Raw genomic sequence first — 18,711 nt, 5'->3', positions numbered from 1 at the left:
TCCAACTCGTAAGCATCATAGATAAGAGGTGAGCGCATAATAATTCCTATAATTGTTGTTATTTGGCGCTTATCTTAGCGGTGTGACTGCCACTATCCATTCCCAATATCCGACTTATAGTTATCGTTTAAATACCCAAAGACCTTTTATACAATATACGCAAATAGTGTGTTTTTTATGAAGAAAAGTAAGGCGTAGGTAACACTAGAATTAGGTGGTTAAAACGCAATTAGCTACGTTCACACATTTAGGGAATAATGTATTTTAAAAAATAATCTTCGACACCGCTTAGCCATATTCGGCGGTTGAGAGAGAAGCTCATGGAATGGTTACACTGGTTATCGATTTGAATTGAAATTAAAGTTAGGGAATTGCAATAACTGACAGGATAGCCTTAGCGCGGCAACCAACCACGCTAAAACGTAGACTAAATGATATTTAACGCGCAAGTTAGATCATCAATGAGATCATCAACTTGCTCAAGACCTATTGAAATTCTCATATCTCCTAGTGAAATCCCCATTTTCTCAAACTGCTCACTGCTTTGTTCTTGCATACAACTTATCGCAGGCGCATAAATCAGGCTTTCATGCCCTCCCCAGCTCACACCGATACTAAATAGGGACAAATGATTGAAGAACCGTTTAACCAAGTGCAACTTGTCAGTTTTTAGCTTAAAGCTCATTAAGCCACTAAAACCAGTCATTTGCTCCTTAGCAAGCTCGGACTGAGTGAAACTTGCTAAGCCAGGGTAATTTACAGTTTCAATTTTAGGGTGTTTTTCTAGGAAATTGGCAACTTGTATTGCGCTCTGTTGATGGCGCTCCATTCGCATATCTAAAGTTCGCAAACTGCGCAGTAATAACGATGCCTCCATAGGGGCCATTTTTGCGCCTAACAGTTCATACTCTAGGCAATGTATCGAAGCGAGCAATGCATCGCTACCAATTAAAACGCCCGCGACTATGTCACTATGACCACCTAAGTACTTTGAACAGGAGTGCACTTCTAAATCAACCCCCATGGTTAGTGGTTTCTGAAAAATCGGGGTAGCCCATGTGTTATCTATCATTGTTGCTATCCCATGCCGCTTTGCAAGCTTGGTAATTGCTTTTAGATCTTGCAATGAAAACACTACCGAAGTTGGACTTTCAAGATAAATAAGCCGAGTATTTTCTCTTATCTGTGACTCTAGCTCCTTAAGGCTATCCCCGCTAACGAAGCTCACTTCAACGCCCATTTTTGGACAGATAAAATCGTTAATGAGGCTTATTGCTGGGCCATAGATATTTTTGAGTGTAATGATATGATCGCCGGCATTTAAAAAATGCAACATACCAGCAGACACTGCAGCCATTCCCGAGGAAAAGAGCTTGGCTTTCTCTCCTTTTGCTAACAGTGCAATCTTACGCTCTGTCAACGCGACAGTTGGGTTATTCCCACGCGTGTAGATACAGTTGTTGACCTTATCAGTGAAAGCATCTTGAATCGCCTCCCAGCTTTCAAAAGTGAATAACGAGTTCTGATAGATAGGCGGGACAACCGCGCCATAAGGATCAGGCTTAGTTGGTATATCCCCAACCATTAACGTGTCAATATGCAATTCTTTCTTCATACTAAGCGTGTTCTTCCCTTAACTGTTCGTATTTATTCGAAATTGAAGTAGATTGGCTAAACCCTTTATTAAAAAATACCAACATAAACGCTAATGGAATATTAACTAAAGACAGTAATTGCCAGTGCCAATAATCGGTAATGCTGACATCTAAGGTGGCATATATAAATACGGCAGTGGTACTCCATGGTACTAAGCTTTCTATCATCGTCCCGCTGTCCTCTAATGATCGAGACAGAACCTTTCGTTCAACCCCTAGAGCATCGTATTTATTCTTAAATGACTCGGCGACGATAAAACTGTTAGCGTACTGGCTTGATGTCATTGCATTAGTAAATGAAGAAGCCAAAAGTGTACTGCAAATCAGTACCCTAGCTGAGTTAATTTTTGTTAATAGCGAGCCCATTAACGTAGGAAAAGCTGATATACAATCTAATGCACCAACGTACACAAAAACTAAAATAGTGATCATAATAGCGCTGCTTAACGCATAAAGGCCTCCGCGATTAAATAACTGACCGATATTTTGAGGAAGTGGCTCTCCAGTCGCTAACATCGACACATTAAATCCTTGATACAGAGTTTGAGCTATGTCTGTAACACTTAAGTTTTGAACGAAAAAAGCCAGTAGGCACGCTAAAAATGAAGATAAGATAAGCGTAGGTAGAGGAGGCATTCTCATTAGAGAACCGAATAAAATAATCGCTACAGGTGCCAATAAAAACAAGTTAAATGAAAACAGCTGTTCAATATGAACTAACGTACTTGAAAGTAACTGTGTTTCTACCAACTGAGTCGCAACTGCATTGTTAACAGGATAGCTTAAATCACACAGCCCAAAACCAATAGCAGCAATAACAGCTGAAGGTAGCGTCGTTATCAACATTGACTGTATGTGTTGGTAGAGTTCTACCCCTGCCGACATTGAGGCAATATTGGTAGTGTCTGACAAAGGTGACAATTTATCGCCAAAATAAGCCCCTCCGACGACTGCCCCTGCTGCAATTGCTAAATCTGCCTGATAAACGGTTGCAACAGCAATCAGAACTAGGCCTATAGTCGCAATAGAGCCCCAAGATGTTCCAGTACAAATGGAGAAGAGTATTGGAATAACAAAACAGAGTAGATAGAAATGCTCAACTGACAATGCTTGCAGCGCAAAATAAACTAACATTGGAATGGTTCCCGCCATTATCCAGCTACCGATGAGCAATCCAATAGCAAACAGTAACAAAATGGTTGGCAAAGCTTGTCCAAGTTTGTTTACAATCGCTTGTTGAATCGAATTCCAATTAATGCCGAGACATAATAATTGCAAAACCAACAGACTCGCAGCAGATAGAAATACGATCTCTAACGGGAAAGACGGCTGGCCCAAAATAAGCGGACGAACAATCAACCCATAAAAAACTGAGATAACAAGAAACGAGATAGATAACAGCGCAGTTAATACCTTCCTTTTTTTAGACTTTGCCTCAGTATTCATGGTTTCTCCTTAATTCTATTGCAGCCATTTCTTTCTATTTCTACTTAATTGGCGCTAAAAAACCAGACATCAATAGCTAGATTGATTCTGACTGAATTACTGATTAATCATTGAGAAGTGGCCAACCCAGCCGCCGTTCGGTGCCAATACCAAATTAAGTTTTGTCGACTTGCTAACCTCCTTTGACGCAACTTGATAATCACTCGCATAGTTATCAGCATTTACTCCATCAGCGATACTTTTTAGTTGATACATGCCAGGTTTAAGAAAGGGCAAATCAATATTAAACTGCCTCGCTTTACCATTACCCATTGCAGCAATAAACCACTCATTTCCGCTACGGCGTGCAGTAATGATGTGGTCGCTAAGTTTGGCTGAGATGACTATCGTTTCGTCCCACACCGTGGGGATTTGGCTTATAAATGCTGTCGACTCATGTTCATTCAAATAGTTCGATGGACTGTCAGCCAGCATCTGTAGCGGACTTTCATAAACAACGTACATTGCAATTTGGTGGGCACGAGTGGTTTTACTCATCGGACGGTTAAATACAATACGAAAATTGTCTGGTTGGCTATTTATCATCGCACCAGGAGTATAATCCATTGGGCCTGCTACCTGCCTGATAAAAGGTAGTGTAAGGTTATGTTCAGCGGTGATGTAGTCAGCCCACTTATTGTGCTCTAGGCCTCTAACCCCTTCTCGTGTAATAACGTTAGGATAGGCCCGTCTTAGCCCTGCTGGTTTATATGAGCCATGAAAATCGACGAGTAACTGTCTGTTTGCCGCCTCTTGAGCTATTTTCCAGTAATAGTTGACCATGGATTGGTCATCGCGCTGCATAAAATCAACCTTAATCCCCGCTGCCCCCCATTGCTCAAAAGTATCAAGCGCTAGAGTTAGCTCATTATCAAGGGTTTTCCAAATAACCCACAAGATAACATCTACATTTTTTGATTTACCATAATCGATTATCGCTTTTACATCGATATCATCAACGACATTAAGAACACTATCTAGATGATGCCAACCCTCGTCGAGCACAATATATTCAATGCCATATTTCGCGGCAAAATCGATATAGTATTTGTAGGTTTCATTATTGATCGCCGCTTTGAAGTCGACACCGTGTAGATTGTTGGCGTTCCACCAATCCCAAGCCACTTGGCCGGGCTTAACCCAAGAAGGATCAATAGCCAATTCATCCGCAAGTAAGTAGCTAAGCTCGTTAGTTAATAGCTCTGCATCATTCTGAGCTATTGCAAACATTCGCCACGGGTAATGGCGCCCCACTCCCTGCGTTAGATTTACGTTTTTTGCATTGAATGCTGCTCGCTGTAAAATATTTTCATTGCGATCTGATTTTTCTTTAAGCTCTGCCTTAACAACGTATTTAGGAAAAATCCCTTTCAATACATTGCTGCTATCCCCTTTTAGCCACATTCCAGGGTAATCTTTCAACCCTGTTTCACTTATCACAAGTTTAAAGTCACCACCGTCAACAAGTAGAGGTAAACTGGCAAACTGCGACGGCTTTATAGCATTTAACTGCATTGGCTGATAACCACGTTCATTATGAGAAACAAAGCTTTTCTCTTCAGGAAAAAGCACATTCAGATTCTGACCGAAATTAAAGTCTGCAGTTTCTGAGATAACCGTAACATCCCCCCCACTGGTAGTACTGAACCGGTACCCTAATCCTTGATCAAACAACCTAAAAGTCAGCTGCCAGTTTTGATTAAAAGCCAAAGTAATCTGGTTGTAATGTTCTTTTATATGCTTCGATTTCTGCTGTACATAAGGCGCTAATATTCTGTCTACTTTTGTTCGTGTGACTTTATAAACATTAATACCATTGCTTTTGGTGTCGATAGCGAAAAACTCAAGGGCGGCGATAGCGTCCTTTAATACAGGTTTGCCCGCTACACTGACAGAATAAACAAAGGTTTTACCACTAGATACTTCAAGGGTTATTTGTCCATTTGGAGAGGCGAGTTTATGTATATCTTCCAATGCGGAAACAGAAGAGCAACATAAGCTAGCAACGACGCAGCAGAGGATAGCGATAGTCTTTTTCATGCAAAACCTTTATTGATACAGGGGAAATATTGAAAAAAGTGAGCCAGAAGGCTCACTCATTGAACGCTGCTGAAAAGCTAGCAACCTGCAGAATTATAAGTTAACACTGATGGCAGCCTTACCTTGCCAAGGGAGCCGCATTACTGGTTTGTTTTCCGGTTTGATAGCCACCTCAAAAGCCTCTCCTTTGCGGCTAACACAAACGTCAAAATTATCTCTAAATGCACGCACATTGTTCAAACACATTTCGTTCCAAGAGCTCGGTAGGAACGGGGCAACAGAGAACTGTTTAAATCCTGTCGCTTCAATACCGAAAATCCCTTCCGTTACCACTCTGCCATAAAGCGCACTTTCTGCTGAGAGGTGTCGCTGATTGCCTTCGGGCCAAGCTTCTACTGCATAGGGAACATGCTCACCTAATAATCGTTTTCGAGAGTAATACTTGAAGTAGCGCATCGCTGTATCCGTTTCACCTGCAGCAAAAATCCCTCTAAATGCATACAGTGTAGCGCGGTCCCAAAACGTATTATTGCCGGCTTCACTATAAATACCATCAGCGCTCCAAAGCTTATCCGATAGTAAGGCATCTAAGGTTCCCTGCTTACGGTCGAAAATTCCCATAGTAAGTGGCAGTGCAATCCAAGCTCGTAGCTTTTCATTTCCTTCAAAGTAGCGATAGGTCTCAAAGCCTTGTACGTTAGCACCAAAGTATCTTTCGATGGATGAACGAAGCTGTATTGCTCGCTGAGCATAACCTTTGGCAACATCTTTACGCCCTAATTCATTATTTAAGTGAACTGACGAAACGAGTGCGCCATAAGTCAGCATATTAGTGCTCAAGTTATACTGGCCTGACGGGAATCGGCCTTCGAGTTCATCGCTGTCCGAGGCAATAACCCCCTCTTTAGACATTTGTCTGTAACTAAACTCTATACACCAGTCTATTAAAGGCAATAGTGACTTAGCGTCCTTCTCATCACCATTGGCAAGCGCAAAACGACTGGCACCATAAGCGATCATTGCACAATCGCCACGATCGCCTGCGCCGTTCCAGATATCGATGCCTTCGGCAATAATCGAAGATGGGATTGCTGTATATTCAGGATTCATAAAGCGAGCAAAATGTTCATAGCTATTAATAGCTGACTCATTGCCATTTGCATTGCCTAAATAAGGGAAAAAAGGGTTAATATATTCAGCCTGATCGTTTGCCCAAATGGCAGCGTAATAACGACCTCCCCCTGGGCCATGCATCAATCCTCCTTTAGTACGATAAATACTTTCAGCCGCACGAATTTTTGAGAAGTTAAACATCTGATTAACGATAGGATCTGGAGTCACAAGCTGCAGGTTACCTGTCAGGCCTTCTATATATCGCTGGCGCTTATTAATTTCCTTATCAACCGAGACGTCATATTCCTGCCCCTGCTTTGTCGCCATATACTTAGCATTCACAATAACAGATTGGTTTGGCGTAAGAGTAAAACTGCCAGACTCTTCACTTTGTGCTTGAATATGATAAACACCATAAACACCGTTGCTTTTTTTAGTGTTAAATGAGTAGTCAAGTTCTGTAAGCTCTAAATCTATGTTTTTTGTACCGTTATTGGAAAATTTAAGCCTCTCAACTAACACAGGCAAATTGGTACTAGGAGAAAGTGTTCTTTCTAAAATAATGTTTTGGCCTAAAGTAGAAGTTAAGGTTAGTACGCCATCAAACTCAACATTGACTAGATTTTCTGCAACTGAAGCATCTCCGTTAATTGTCCATTTAGGTGATATTTCTAATGGAAAATCATGAATTAAGCTGGCATGAGTGTCGTTTGGTATAGTCCTTAACATCGGCCAAACAAGTTTCCGCTTTAAACTCAGATTACCTGCTGTATCACTACCGTAATAAATAATGGCAGACATTTTCTCACCACTAAACTCAAGATGATCTTCATGACTATCTTTAACTTGCCAACTAATTCTATCTTGCCCTAACTGCCAGCGGTTATCTAAGGTGTCGGCTAAATCACCGATAACATCACTTTCTTTAGCGAAAACCAGGTTATGGCAACAGCCTGCAACAACTAATGAGCAGATTAACTTTTTTAACACGAGATACTCCCAACTGCTTTGCAGCGCTTTTATCGTTCTTATTCACCTTATTTCAACAAATTATCGTAAATTTAACTCTTGATATTTTGACTAAAACTTATCGAAAAATAACATTTTGAGTGAATTTCACTTTGTATTTGTCATCAGTATTCAATTACAACTCAGTTGTTCTGAATTTTTTTGATGGTAAAATCAACTCAAAGCCTGCTCAATCTCTTTTTGAGGATTCACTATTGAATTTCTAAACTGCAGTGGAGTCATATTGAACTCTCTTTGAAATATGTCATAAAAGCGACTGATAGAACCGAACCCAGCTTCTAGTGCTATATTCAATACAGGGTTATTGGTATCAACTAACAGCGCCTGAGCATGCTGTAACCGTAATTGATTGATGTACTGCTTAATTGAAATCTTCATTATCCCTTGAAATAATTTCATTACATAATTAGGATGCAAGCCTGTTAACTTGGCAACGTCATCAATAGTAATTTTTTGGTCATAGTTATCAGCGATATATTTTAAGATAGTTTGGATATGCGGCAGTCCACTGACTAAGGACTTACGATCTTGCTTATTTGAGTTTCTGTTGAGATCAAAAGTGCTATAGGACTCCATAGACATCCGACGTATACGATTACGTATTTCATCTATCACCTGCATTGTTAGATAGATCTCTTTCTTTTGCAGATCGTCTTGCCAAAGTTGAGTGATAACCTTATCGCTCGCGTGAAGGTTTTCTGCTACCAGTACTTCTCCGTGTAAAATGTTACTAATGAAATCATTGGACATTTTCCAGGATAAAAACGCATTGAGTGGTATGTATATATTCACCATCTCACCGTCGCCCTCATAAGCAACCATTTGATGAGGTATCGAAGCCCAAAAAAGGATCATTTTACCTTCAGGTACACTGATGTGTTTGCCATTGATCAAATAGTCTGCGCTACAATTAAACAGATAGTTAATTTCAATATGCCCATGCCAATGGCTAGTTGGCATTATCTCTGGTTTATGACGTTGAAAACCGAAGTTACTTTCATGAGCCTGTGTTTCTAATGGGCTGTTTTCTTTAAATTTTATCCTGTTTACCCAATCAAGCATTTTTATTCTCATTGTCGTGTTGATCGTAATAACAACTTAACCGAAAATTAACATGCCAACAACGCTATAACATAAAACAGGAATTAATAGTGTTTAAACAGGAGTAATAGAATTATTACTCTTCATAATTGCTTTTCCATAATGAAATCAGCGCTACTGAGCAGCAAAATTGACTTAAAGGTTAGCTTTAGAGAAGTTTTACCGACCTTACAGGAGGTGTTCTTTATCTAGTTTTGGTTATATCTATGTAACTAAGGCTAAACAGAGATTTAGCAAAAGACGGATTTCTTGTTTTAAAAATGGAAAGTAGGTAAATAAAATGACTCAGTTCATTCGAGGCTTAAGCGCTTTACTCATGGTTGGCGCTATCTGTTCATGCTCAAAACAATCATCGCCAGGATCCACTACTGGGGAGCTAGTTAAAAATAAGGCACCACTTGAGGATTCTAAGCTTATAAAGCCGAATATTTTGTGGATCTATGTTGAGGATATATCACCTCATTTAGGCAGCGATGGTGAACCTCTAGTTCATACCCCTACACTTGATCAAATCGCATCACAGGGCACCAAGTTTACCAATACCATTATGCCTGCGCCAGTCTGTTCAGCGGGACGCTCAGCAATGATGACTGGCATGATGCAAACAACGACTGGCGTGCATAACCACCATAGTGCACGAACGCCAGAGTCGGCCTTTTTTCTTCCTAAAGAAATAAAAACACTGCCGGAATTATTTAAAGATGCCGGATACTACACGTTTAACAGCGGTAAAGATGATTACAATTTTAGCTATAACAGAGAAGAGCTTTATGAAGGTGATTATGCCAAACACCCCCTTTATGGACAGTCTGGGTTGAAAATGGATTGGAGTGACCGCCCCGATAAAAGCCAACCATTTTTTGGGCAAATCCAACTAAAAGGCGGTAAGCAGATATTTAGTCGCACTTTCAAAGACAAAATTAAATATCCAATTGATCGGGCGCAAATTCAGTTACCGCCCTACTACCCAAATGATCCTGTTGTCATAAATGAATGGGCACGTTATTTAGAGTCGATGGAAATCACTGACCGGGAAGTCGCTACTATCTTTGAGAAATTAGAAGCGGATGGTGAATTAGAAAATACTTTAGTCTTGTTCTTTGCCGATCACGGTACTCGTTTTTTACGCCATAAACAGTTTTTGTACGAAGGTGGGATTAAAGTCCCCTTTATTGCATATTGGAAAGGACAACCAAATATAGTGAAAACAGCACAAAGGGATGAGCTGATCAGTGGGCTTGATATCAGTGCCACTTCACTTGCTGTTGCGGGTATTCAAATACCTGACTATTTTGAGGGTAAAAACCTTTTTGATCCACAATATAAAGCTAAAGAATTTGTGATTTCAGCTCGAGACCGCTGTGACTTTACCATAGACAGGATCCGCTCTGTTCGGACTGAACGCTTCAAATATATTAAAAATTTTTACCCCGAACGCTCGGGTATGCAGCCAAGCTATCGTGATGAATGGAAACTGACTCAAGTGAGTCGAGCACTCTACGAGCAAGGAAAACTCAACCCGGTACAAGCAAAACATTTTGAACCGACTCGTGAACCAGAAGAGTTATATGATCTTGTGAACGATCCCCATGAAATCAACAATCTTGTTTCGAATAAAAAGTATGCACAAGAGCTTATTAAGCATCGCAATATACTAAACCTTTGGATTAAAAATAGTAACGACTTAGGTCAGTATCCAGAGCGAGAAGAGTCTTTGAAATTGATGCTAGGGATTTGGGGCGATACCGCAATTAATCCAGAGTTCGATAAGCTTCGAAAGCAATACCCTAAGCTATCGGGCTCACAGTACCCACTTAAGAATGCACGTTTTGAAAAAGTTGAACAACTCTAACTCGTAGCAGTTGGTTTATGGTCAACGCCAAAAACCAACTGCGACTCAAGTCTATCTACCTGGCAAACAAGAAGAATCCACCTGATACCTAACAGTAAAAGCTTTTCACAACAATTTGGTTACTTACCCCAAGGGTTTGTTGGATCTTGTGAAGGAGCAGAACGTTTACCCGCTGAACGCTTATTTTGTGCATACGAGTCTTGGGCTTTAGGCTTATCTTTACCGTAACGCGGTCGCTGCCCGCTATTTTTCATCGCTTTATAATTTTCTTGCGCTTTTGCACGCATTTCAGCGACCAGTTCTACCGTCAACTTTTGTGGTTGACGAGGTACTATTCCATTAGCGTATCCACGCTCTCTAGGTTTTAGCTCCATTTGCTGCTCACTGCCTTTGGGCATACGCTTGAAGCGGTAAAGATAAAAGCTTTCAACCCGCTCTCTGGCCCACTCAGTCTTCTTTAGAAACTTGACACAAGCTTCCATGTTTGGATTCAAGTTAAAACATTCTAACCTAAGCGCTGCGTACAGCACTTTAAAGTCATAAAACTTGATGAGTTCTGTAAGCATGGTTTCCAAGTTAAGACCGTGCAAAGGGTTGTTCTTTTGATGTTCAAGCATGGGGCGTTCAATCATGGGATGTCCAAATCGCTGATAATGTACTGAGCGTTATATAACTAACGAGACCATTTAAGTAACGGCCAAAATATACTTTTAATAATAACAAGAAAATGACGTTATCACCCACTTCAAATTCAATTGCCTATCAATAAAATAGACAAAAGCCCTTAAAACCGTCTTATTTCGAGTAATTCCGTGTTGCTTGCTCGACATATAACCACCGATGTCTGTATAATCCGCGGCTGTTTTACCTTGGCAAATGCTTGTCTTTAGTAAGGCTTGCGATTATCTGCTTAGCTTTGAATACTTAACCTTTCAGGATATTCCATTGATCTCTACCGCAAACATCACCATGCAGTTTGGCCCTGAGCCACTGTTTGAAAACATCTCCGCAAAATTTGGCAACGGCAACCGTTATGGTTTAATCGGTGCAAATGGCTGTGGTAAGTCAACTTTCATGAAGATCTTAAGTGGTGAACTTGCGCCTACTTCTGGCAACGTGTCAATCACACCAGGTCAAAAAGTCGGTACATTAAGCCAAGATCAATTTGCGTTTGAACAGTACAGCGTTATTGATGCTGTTATTCAAGGCGATCCGAAGCTATGGGAAGTTAAAGAGGAGCGTGAGCGCATCTACTCCCTGCCAGAAATGAGTGAAGAAGATGGCATGAAGGTCGGAGAGCTTGAAAGTGAATTTGCTGAAATGGATGGCTACAGTGCAGAAAGCCGCGCAGGCGAAATCCTAATTGAAGCAGGTATAGAAGAAGAGTATCACTTCGGTTTAATGAGCCAAGTCGCACCGGGTAAAAAACTACGTGTTTTACTGGCACAAGCATTATTTTCAAACCCAGATATTTTGTTACTCGATGAGCCAACCAACAACTTGGATATCCACACCATCAGTTGGTTGGCTGAAGAGCTAAACAAACGCAAGTGCACTATGATTATCATCTCGCACGACAGGCACTTCTTAAACACTGTCTGCACGCATATGGCGGATATTGATTACGGTGAACTGCGTGTTTACCCTGGCAACTACGAATACTTTCTTGAAGCAGCAGGGCTTATTCAAGAGCAACTTCTGGCAGGTAATGCCAAGAAAAGCGCTGAAATGGCTGAGCTTCAAGACTTCGTAAATCGCTTTGGTGCAAATGCTTCAAAAGCTAAGCAAGCAAGTTCACGCGCAAAGAAATTAGAAAAAATTTCCCTTGATGAAGTAAAATCTTCTAGCCGTATGACGCCATCTCTACGTTTTGATGAAAGCAAGAAAATGCACCGCCAAGCATTAGTAATCGAAGAGCTCGGTCATGGGTTTGACGGCGAAATGCTATTTAAAGGTGGTGAGCTGATCTTAGAAGCTGGTGCAAAGCTTGCGGTAATTGGCGAGAACGGTGTAGGTAAAACCACCCTGCTACGCTGCTTAGTCAATGAACTGGCGAACAAGCAAGGTGTGATAAAATGGTCTGAAAATGCAGCCATTGGTTATTGCCCACAAGACAGCAATAAAGATTTTGATAACGACTTGTCGTTATTTGATTGGATGTCGCAATGGCGTACTCCACGTCACAACGATTTAATGGTTCGCGGTATGTTAGGTCGCCTCTTATTCACAGAAGACGATGCTAACAAAAAAGCACGCAATTGCTCTGGTGGTGAGAAAAACCGCCTATTGTTTGGTAAGTTAATGATGATGGACATCAACGTGCTGGTTATGGATGAGCCAACCAACCACATGGATATGGAAGCAATTGAAGCGTTAAACAATGCGCTAAAATTGTTTGAAGGTACTTTGATATTTGTGAGCCACGACAGAGAGTTTGTTTCGTCTCTAGCAACTCACATCATTGATGTCAGGGATCAGAAGCTAATTAACTTCCACGGTACCTTTAATGAGTACATGGCTAGCCAAGCAGAATCCCTAGCAAATAAAGCTTAGCCATTAAACAGCTTTGTGCGGCGCTATAGCTAAGCCTAAAAGCCATTTGAACTTTCAAATGGCTTTTTTAATACTTATCGTCATTGCTGCTAACCAAAACAAACGATAATGCTAGCGGCAGTTTCTGGGATCTGCATATTGATAAGGCTAGCCATCACAAATAGCACTAAAATGGTAACGGCTAATGCAGCTAACGTTATCACGATATAACGCAGTAATGTTTTCACTCTTTATCCTTTAGTAAAGCTAAGCAACTGCTTGCGTATGCAAGGATCGAGTTTCTCTATGGCGTAGCGTAAAGTACCACGCTGCATGCTATTAATATTATTTTTAAGATAGCGAATAACATCCTCTTCATGCTCTACTGCTGCGACTTTAAGTAACCAACCGACACTCTTTTGAACAAAGGGATCTTCATCTTTAAGTAAGCGATCGCAGTTTTCAAATATAAGCAGCTTTGACAGCCTAAAAGTACTTTTACCTATCTTGCGCTTAATAAATTTAACCCACACCACATTAGATGCGCGGCGACACCAAGGGTTAGTCGACTTAGACCAACCTTGAGTCGATTCAATCAAATGCGGTCTAGAAAGCATATATTGATAGATGGTTTTGATACAAAGATCGTCAACATGAGACCAGTTAGATACATAATGCTCCAGCCAATACTCAAAACGCAATAACAGCTTTTCATCATAATGACGTTTAACAAACTTATTAATCAGTCCAAATGCGAGTAGCACCTCTTCGGTATACTTAGCATGCTCAAGGATGTGCTCTGTTAACGCTAAATACCCATTAGCCTCTAACTGAGTCTGCTCAGCTTGAAACTCTTGCACAAGCTGTTTAATCATTGGCGCTTTAACACCAATGAAATTCACTTCATGGCTGAAAAATCTCGCCATCGCAGTCACATTCTCGGCCGTGCTAACGGCCTTAAGCCGAGCCAGTAACTCTCTGTGATAAGCACGGTATTGATTACAGTTCGTCATGGGCATAGCACTCCTTGAGCTTAACGAGACATCAATATACTACTATCGAATCTAATAACAAAAAGCCCATCAAAAGATGGGCTCAATAGTAAACATTTTGACCGAGTAAACGATTGGCTTACATTTGATCCTTACGCGCTTTGTGAAGCTTTTTGTAACTTTCAATCAATCTTAAATGCGGTTCAATTCCTTCGAGCTTCATACTGGTTTCAGTCAATCCATAAAATTTAACATCGCCATTAACTGAACCGACAACGTTTTCCATCACCTCTTTACCAAACATTCGAGTAAAGTTGCTAAGGAAATCCTCTAGTTCTAACTCTTCGTCCATTGCAACTTCAAGCACTGCGCTCACGGCTTGATAGAATAAGCCTCGTTCAACCGTATTGTCGTTGTATTGCAAAAATTCAGCCACCAACTCCATAGCATCTTCAAGCTCACCCAGAGCTAAGTAGATAAGAATTTTAAGCTCAACAATCGTTAATTGGCCCCAAGGCGTATTTTCATCAAATACAATACCGATTAAAGTCGGTATATCAGTTTGATTGTCGAGTTGGCTCTCTTCAAGTCGTTCAACCAAATCAGCCAGTTCCGCATCACCTAATCGATGTAGATTGAGGATATCTTCACGGTAGTGCAATGATTTATTGGTGTTATCCCAAATAAGATCTTCAACTGGGTACACCTCTGAGTAATCAGGTACTAGGATACGACAAACTGACGCGCCGAGTTGATCGAACTCTGCAATGTAGGCCTCTTTACCAATTTCAGCCAAAATCCCAAACAGACTCTCTGTTTCCTCTTCGTTAGTGCCAGAGAAATCCCATTCACAAAAATCAAAGTCAGATTTACTGCTAAAGAAGCGCCATGAGATAACACCTGTAGAATCGATAAAGTGATCGACAAAGTTCTCTGGTTCTGTCACTGCCATGCTATCAAACGTCGGCTTTGGCACATCATTCAAGCCTTCAAAGCTTCGACCTTGGAGAAGTTCCGTTAGGCTTCGCTCAAGCGCAACTTCAAAACTCGGATGCGCTCCAAATGAGGCAAAGACGCCGCCAGTACGGGGATTCATTAAGGTCACGCACATCACTGGAAATTGGCCACCCAATGACGCATCTTTAACGACCACTGGGAATCCCTGTGCTTCAAGGCCTTGAATACCCGCTAATATACTTGGGTATTTTTCTAATACAGCCATAGGCACTTCTGGTAATACAATCTCTTGTTCGATGATTTGTCTTTTAACTGCACGTTCAAAAATCTCTGACAAGCACTGAACTTTAGCTTCAGCCAAGTTATTACCTGCGCTCATGCCGTTACTTAAGAAAAGATTTTCAATTAGATTAGATGGAATGTACACCGTCTCGCCATCCGAATGGCGAACATAAGGAATTGAACAGATCCCACGCTCAATCATCCCAGAGTTCGTATCAATCAGGTTTGAGCCCGCCAGCTCACCATCAGGATTATAAATCCCAAGACAGTGTTGATCCAAAATACCAGCGGGTAGTGAATCATCATCTTCTAGCTCAAACCATTTCTCATTGGGATAATGCACAAACTCGCTGTTGGCAACCTCTTCTCCAAAGAACTGATCGTTATAAAAGAAGTTACAGTTTAAACGTTCAATGAATTCACCAAGGGCCGAACATAATGCACTTTCTTTAGTTGCACCTTTACCATTGGTAAAACACATAGGCGATGCGGCGTCGCGAATATGTAAAGACCAAACGTTTGGAATAATGTTACGCCAAGAGGAGATCTCTATCTTCATTCCCAGATCAGCAAGCATGCCCGTCATGTTGCTAATGGTTTGTTCAAGTGGTAAATCTTTACCTAAGATATAGGTGCTAGCATCCGCATCCGCCTGCCCCATTAACATTGCGTTAGCGTCAGTGTCTAGGTTTTCTACTGTTTCAATTTTGAACTCTGGTTCAGTCTGAACGACTTTTTTCACAGTACAGCGGTCGATAGAACGTAATATACCGGTTTTATCTTTCTCAGATATATCATCTGGCAGTTCTACTTGGATTTGAAAGATCTGGTTGTAGCGATCTTCTGGATCGACAATATTGTTCTGAGACAGACGGATATTATCAGTTGGAATATCTCGTGCTTTACAGTACACCTTGACGAAATAAGCAGCGCATAGTGCTGAAGACGCTAAGAAGTAATCGAATGGACTAGGTGCAGAACCATCGCCTTTATAGCGAATAGGCTGATCGGCAGTGACGGTAAAATCATCGAACTTGGCTTCAAGTCTAAGATTATCGAGAAAGTTTACTTTGATTTCCATTAAATAATGTCCAGAGTCGTGCGCTGTAAATAGGCTAGCGTGTCTTAATATAGGGAATTATCGGTGTTTTTAAGGCAATAGTCTTGGGTTAATTAACTAAAAGCACCAATTAGATCACTATCAGATCCTCATAAGCTATAAATGAGTCATTTCCATACAGCTTCAACTGCTATGTTAACGACTAGACTAAAAGAACATCAGTCATACAAAAATAATAGCAATCGACCTCTAGCTTATGGGTTTAGCTACAGTCACCGCTTGTCTCCATTGTTGTAGTTCAAAAAAACAAACTACAGTAGCAACAAGCTGCTCTATATCATCAATCTTAGAGTTATCTAGCTGCTGCAAATATTCAGCAGCCTTCTCTGAGCTATCAAACTGCTCCAGCAAATTAGCCATATTGAGCCCAACAGTAACTAGCTTTTCATTAGCACGAAGTGCCAATATTCCTTTTGTCGTTTCAATATTACACAGTTGCTTTCTTTCTCGGCCGATATTGAATCCTTGCAGCTGACTTATCTGCAAGCGACGCTGCATCTGTACCACAAAGTATTTTGAGGGTTTTACAATTTTGTAGTGCACTGCTTTAACTGTATTCTTTTGAATAGACTTTATTGATAATCTCGCGATGTACTCCTGACTAGGTTCTGGGATCAACATAAAGCCTAACCACAACTGCAATGCAGTTATAAGATGTACTAAGGCATTATTAAAACTGGTGATAGGCTCAAAAACTGCCAAATTATTAAGTCCCAACGCGGACAGAAAAAAGACTGTACCAAACAGAACGATAGGAGTTTTGGAGCCAGCTCTGGTTAGTAGTAAACCACTGACAAACCCCGCACCGAATAGAACTAAAAATAGCCACTGCCATATAGGAATAGCTAAAAACAGACTATTAGCAAATAAAAAACCTAAGCTTGAACCGAGAATCGCGGCGATAAGGAAACTTTTAAGTTGTTTAGTGAAACCTATTTGAGTAGAGAAAATTGATATAAATATACAACCTAGCAACAAAGCTGCGGGCGCACTTTGGAACCCAGAAAAGTACCAATATAGTAACGAAAAAGAGATAACCCAAAATACCCGGGAAGATGCTACAGCAACTATTTGCCAGTTTGTTGGCGTTAAACTCCTAAGTCTACGATTACTCGTCTTTGGGATCTTTCTTGAAGAAATTAGCTGTTTATAAGCAACGCGATAATCCTTTATCAAGTGCTCAACTTTTTCATCCAGCAATAACTGGGACGTAGCCGATAATGGTACAGTATGAGCGGCGTCTGACAACTCTGTAGCTAACAACAATTTTGATAAGGCAAGTTCTAAACTATTAGCATGGAGCCCAATTTTCACTGACTCAATTGATGCAGGAACTAAAGTCTCCAACGCTTGTAAAATGTCTAATTGGTACCGGTTATCCTTGATTGAGTTCTTGGTTATTTGCGTCAATTTTTCTAACTGTGCATACAATTTATTGACTTCATAATTAGGTTTAGTTCCCAGAGTGGCAAAAAAGGAAAATAGGATCCCTAGACTGACTTCAGAGACTCGGTTTGCAATCGTCTGCAACATATCTTGCGAGTTACTGACTAACAAGAGACTATGGCGTCAATAGCTAGTTTTAAGCTTTTGGCGCTTCCCACAAAACACCATCTCTTAGCATCGAATTTAGGATCACAACCATCTTTCTTACGCATGCAATAATCGCGACTTTCTTAGGTTTTCCTGCGGCAACGAGTCGCTGATAAGTCTCTTTAAAAACGGGGTTGGATTGTATTGCTGACATCATTGCCATGTACAAAACGGTTCTAACTTGATGTCGCCCTCCCTGGATTTTTCTATGGCCTTTAAAGCGTCCACTTTCTTTATTCATCGGTGCTACACCAACCAACGAACTGGCTTCTTTGTTATTAATATAGCCAAGCTCTGGTAGGTTACTGATAATGGATGCTGCGGCAATTTTACCTATTCCTTTCATGCTTTGCAGGATAAGGTTTTTAGCTTGATAGTCAGCGTTCGATTCGATGAGTTTAACGATTTTATCTTCTATCTTCGTTATCTGATTTTTGAAGACCGTTAAGATTGGCTTGATCGTCATTGCAAGCTCTTGAGGGAGAATTTGAAGCCGATTCTTTTCCATCGTTTGCATGACCAAAAGCTGGCTCCGCCTTCCTACGAGATCGCTCATAGCCTGCATGACATCAGGCTTTAGCGTTGATAGCCTAGGTTTAATCGCTTCACTGTAATGAGCTATCAGCTGTGCGTCTAGCTTATCTGTTTTAGCGCGTTGGCCTATTGCTCCAGCAAAGCGTTTAATGTGAACCGGATTGGCTATCACGAAGGGTAAATTGGCGTTAGCACAAGCCATGATAAAGGGCATCTCAAGACGTCCTGTCGCTTCAATGACAATACGCTCAGGATGGTACTTTTTAATGAGGCGCACTGCTTCTTTAATCCCTTTTTCATCGTTAGAAACGGTGAAATAGATATCTAGTGGTCGAATATAAATGTCGAGTTGGTACTTACCAGTATCGACACCAACGTTAATGTTTTGATTAGTTTTTGATTTCATAATAAGCTAACTCTTGCTTG

At 40.8% G+C, this 18,711-nt stretch carries 13 protein-coding genes; 2 read left to right on the top strand and 11 right to left on the bottom strand.

The annotated features are described in order from the left end of the window. Positions 1–427 precede the first annotated feature (427 nt). The 5 genes from SWP_RS11020 to melR form a co-directional block, all read right to left on the bottom strand. Positions 428–1,615: a trans-sulfuration enzyme family protein gene (locus tag SWP_RS11020; protein ID WP_020912557.1), complete on the bottom strand. Its 1,188-nt coding sequence runs from the start codon at positions 1,613–1,615 to the stop codon at positions 428–430. A gap of 1 nt (position 1,616) precedes the next feature. Further along, entirely contained in the window at positions 1,617–3,101 is a 1,485-nt protein-coding gene (locus SWP_RS11015) for a Na+/H+ antiporter NhaC family protein (protein ID WP_020912556.1), read from the bottom strand. A 96-nt stretch (positions 3,102–3,197) separates the two neighbouring features. Continuing rightward, positions 3,198–5,180 carry a glycoside hydrolase family 97 protein gene (locus SWP_RS11010; protein WP_020912555.1) on the bottom strand — a complete coding sequence of 661 codons (1,983 nt, stop codon included), beginning with the start codon at positions 5,178–5,180 and terminating at the stop codon, positions 3,198–3,200. A gap of 93 nt (positions 5,181–5,273) precedes the next feature. Next, the gene (locus tag SWP_RS11005) at positions 5,274–7,283 is read right to left on the bottom strand and encodes a hypothetical protein (protein WP_020912554.1); all 2,010 of its coding nucleotides are present in this window, start codon (positions 7,281–7,283) and stop codon (positions 5,274–5,276) included. Positions 7,284–7,475: 192 nt separating this feature from the next. Further along, on the bottom strand, positions 7,476–8,384 hold the full coding sequence (gene melR, locus SWP_RS11000; RefSeq protein ID WP_020912553.1) for a transcriptional regulator MelR: 909 nt from the start codon (positions 8,382–8,384) through the stop codon (positions 7,476–7,478). 319 nt (positions 8,385–8,703) lie between these two features. On the opposite strand from melR, the gene SWP_RS10995 reads away from it, so the two are divergent. After that, entirely contained in the window at positions 8,704–10,275 is a 1,572-nt protein-coding gene (locus SWP_RS10995) for a sulfatase family protein (protein WP_020912552.1), read from the top strand. Positions 10,276–10,394: 119 nt separating this feature from the next. Here SWP_RS10995 and SWP_RS10990 read toward each other — a convergent pair whose 3' ends face one another. Further along, positions 10,395–10,892, bottom strand: a complete 498-nt coding sequence (locus tag SWP_RS10990; protein ID WP_044556392.1) for a VF530 family DNA-binding protein — start codon at positions 10,890–10,892, stop codon at positions 10,395–10,397. Positions 10,893–11,220: 328 nt separating this feature from the next. Between SWP_RS10990 and SWP_RS10985 the strand changes: the two genes are divergently transcribed. Further along, positions 11,221–12,828, top strand: a complete 1,608-nt coding sequence (locus SWP_RS10985; protein WP_020912550.1) for an ABC-F family ATPase — start codon at positions 11,221–11,223, stop codon at positions 12,826–12,828. Between the two features lie 89 nt (positions 12,829–12,917). On the opposite strand, the gene SWP_RS24175 is transcribed toward SWP_RS10985, so the two are convergent. From SWP_RS24175 to SWP_RS10965, 5 genes are all read right to left on the bottom strand, one after another. Next, on the bottom strand, positions 12,918–13,055 hold the full coding sequence (locus SWP_RS24175; RefSeq protein ID WP_020912548.1) for a hypothetical protein: 138 nt from the start codon (positions 13,053–13,055) through the stop codon (positions 12,918–12,920). A 3-nt stretch (positions 13,056–13,058) separates the two neighbouring features. Beyond that, entirely contained in the window at positions 13,059–13,820 is a 762-nt protein-coding gene (locus SWP_RS10980) for a DNA alkylation repair protein (protein ID WP_020912547.1), read from the bottom strand. Between the two features lie 118 nt (positions 13,821–13,938). Next, positions 13,939–16,119, bottom strand: coding sequence for an OsmC domain/YcaO domain-containing protein (locus SWP_RS10975; RefSeq protein WP_020912546.1), 2,181 nt, complete (start codon positions 16,117–16,119; stop codon positions 13,939–13,941). Positions 16,120–16,347: 228 nt separating this feature from the next. After that, on the bottom strand, positions 16,348–17,691 hold the full coding sequence (locus SWP_RS10970; RefSeq protein WP_143711190.1) for an FUSC family protein: 1,344 nt from the start codon (positions 17,689–17,691) through the stop codon (positions 16,348–16,350). A 49-nt stretch (positions 17,692–17,740) separates the two neighbouring features. Beyond that, the gene (locus tag SWP_RS10965) at positions 17,741–18,691 is read right to left on the bottom strand and encodes an IS110-like element ISSpi5 family transposase (protein WP_020911050.1); all 951 of its coding nucleotides are present in this window, start codon (positions 18,689–18,691) and stop codon (positions 17,741–17,743) included. Positions 18,692–18,711: the final 20 nt, after the last annotated feature.

Source organism: Shewanella piezotolerans WP3, assembly GCF_000014885.1.
GTDB classification, from domain to species: Bacteria; Pseudomonadota; Gammaproteobacteria; order Enterobacterales; family Shewanellaceae; genus Shewanella; species Shewanella piezotolerans.
This window is presented reverse-complemented; position numbering and strand designations above follow the sequence as displayed.

What these genes read in the sequence shown, in the direction of transcription:
- SWP_RS11020 (WP_020912557.1), bottom strand. Translation starts at nt 1,615, where the DNA reads ATGAAGAAAGAATTGCATATTGACACGTTAATGGTTGGGGATATACCA.
- SWP_RS11015 (WP_020912556.1), bottom strand. Translation starts at nt 3,101, where the DNA reads ATGAATACTGAGGCAAAGTCTAAAAAAAGGAAGGTATTAACTGCGCTG.
- SWP_RS11010 (WP_020912555.1), bottom strand. Translation starts at nt 5,180, where the DNA reads ATGAAAAAGACTATCGCTATCCTCTGCTGCGTCGTTGCTAGCTTATGT.
- melR (WP_020912553.1), bottom strand. Translation starts at nt 8,384, where the DNA reads ATGCTTGATTGGGTAAACAGGATAAAATTTAAAGAAAACAGCCCATTA.
- SWP_RS10995 (WP_020912552.1), top strand. Translation starts at nt 8,704, where the DNA reads ATGACTCAGTTCATTCGAGGCTTAAGCGCTTTACTCATGGTTGGCGCT.
- SWP_RS10990 (WP_044556392.1), bottom strand. Translation starts at nt 10,892, where the DNA reads ATGCTTGAACATCAAAAGAACAACCCTTTGCACGGTCTTAACTTGGAA.
- SWP_RS10980 (WP_020912547.1), bottom strand. Translation starts at nt 13,820, where the DNA reads ATGACGAACTGTAATCAATACCGTGCTTATCACAGAGAGTTACTGGCT.
- SWP_RS10975 (WP_020912546.1), bottom strand. Translation starts at nt 16,119, where the DNA reads ATGGAAATCAAAGTAAACTTTCTCGATAATCTTAGACTTGAAGCCAAG.
- SWP_RS10970 (WP_143711190.1), bottom strand. Translation starts at nt 17,691, where the DNA reads ATGTTGCAGACGATTGCAAACCGAGTCTCTGAAGTCAGTCTAGGGATC.
- SWP_RS10965 (WP_020911050.1), bottom strand. Translation starts at nt 18,691, where the DNA reads ATGAAATCAAAAACTAATCAAAACATTAACGTTGGTGTCGATACTGGT.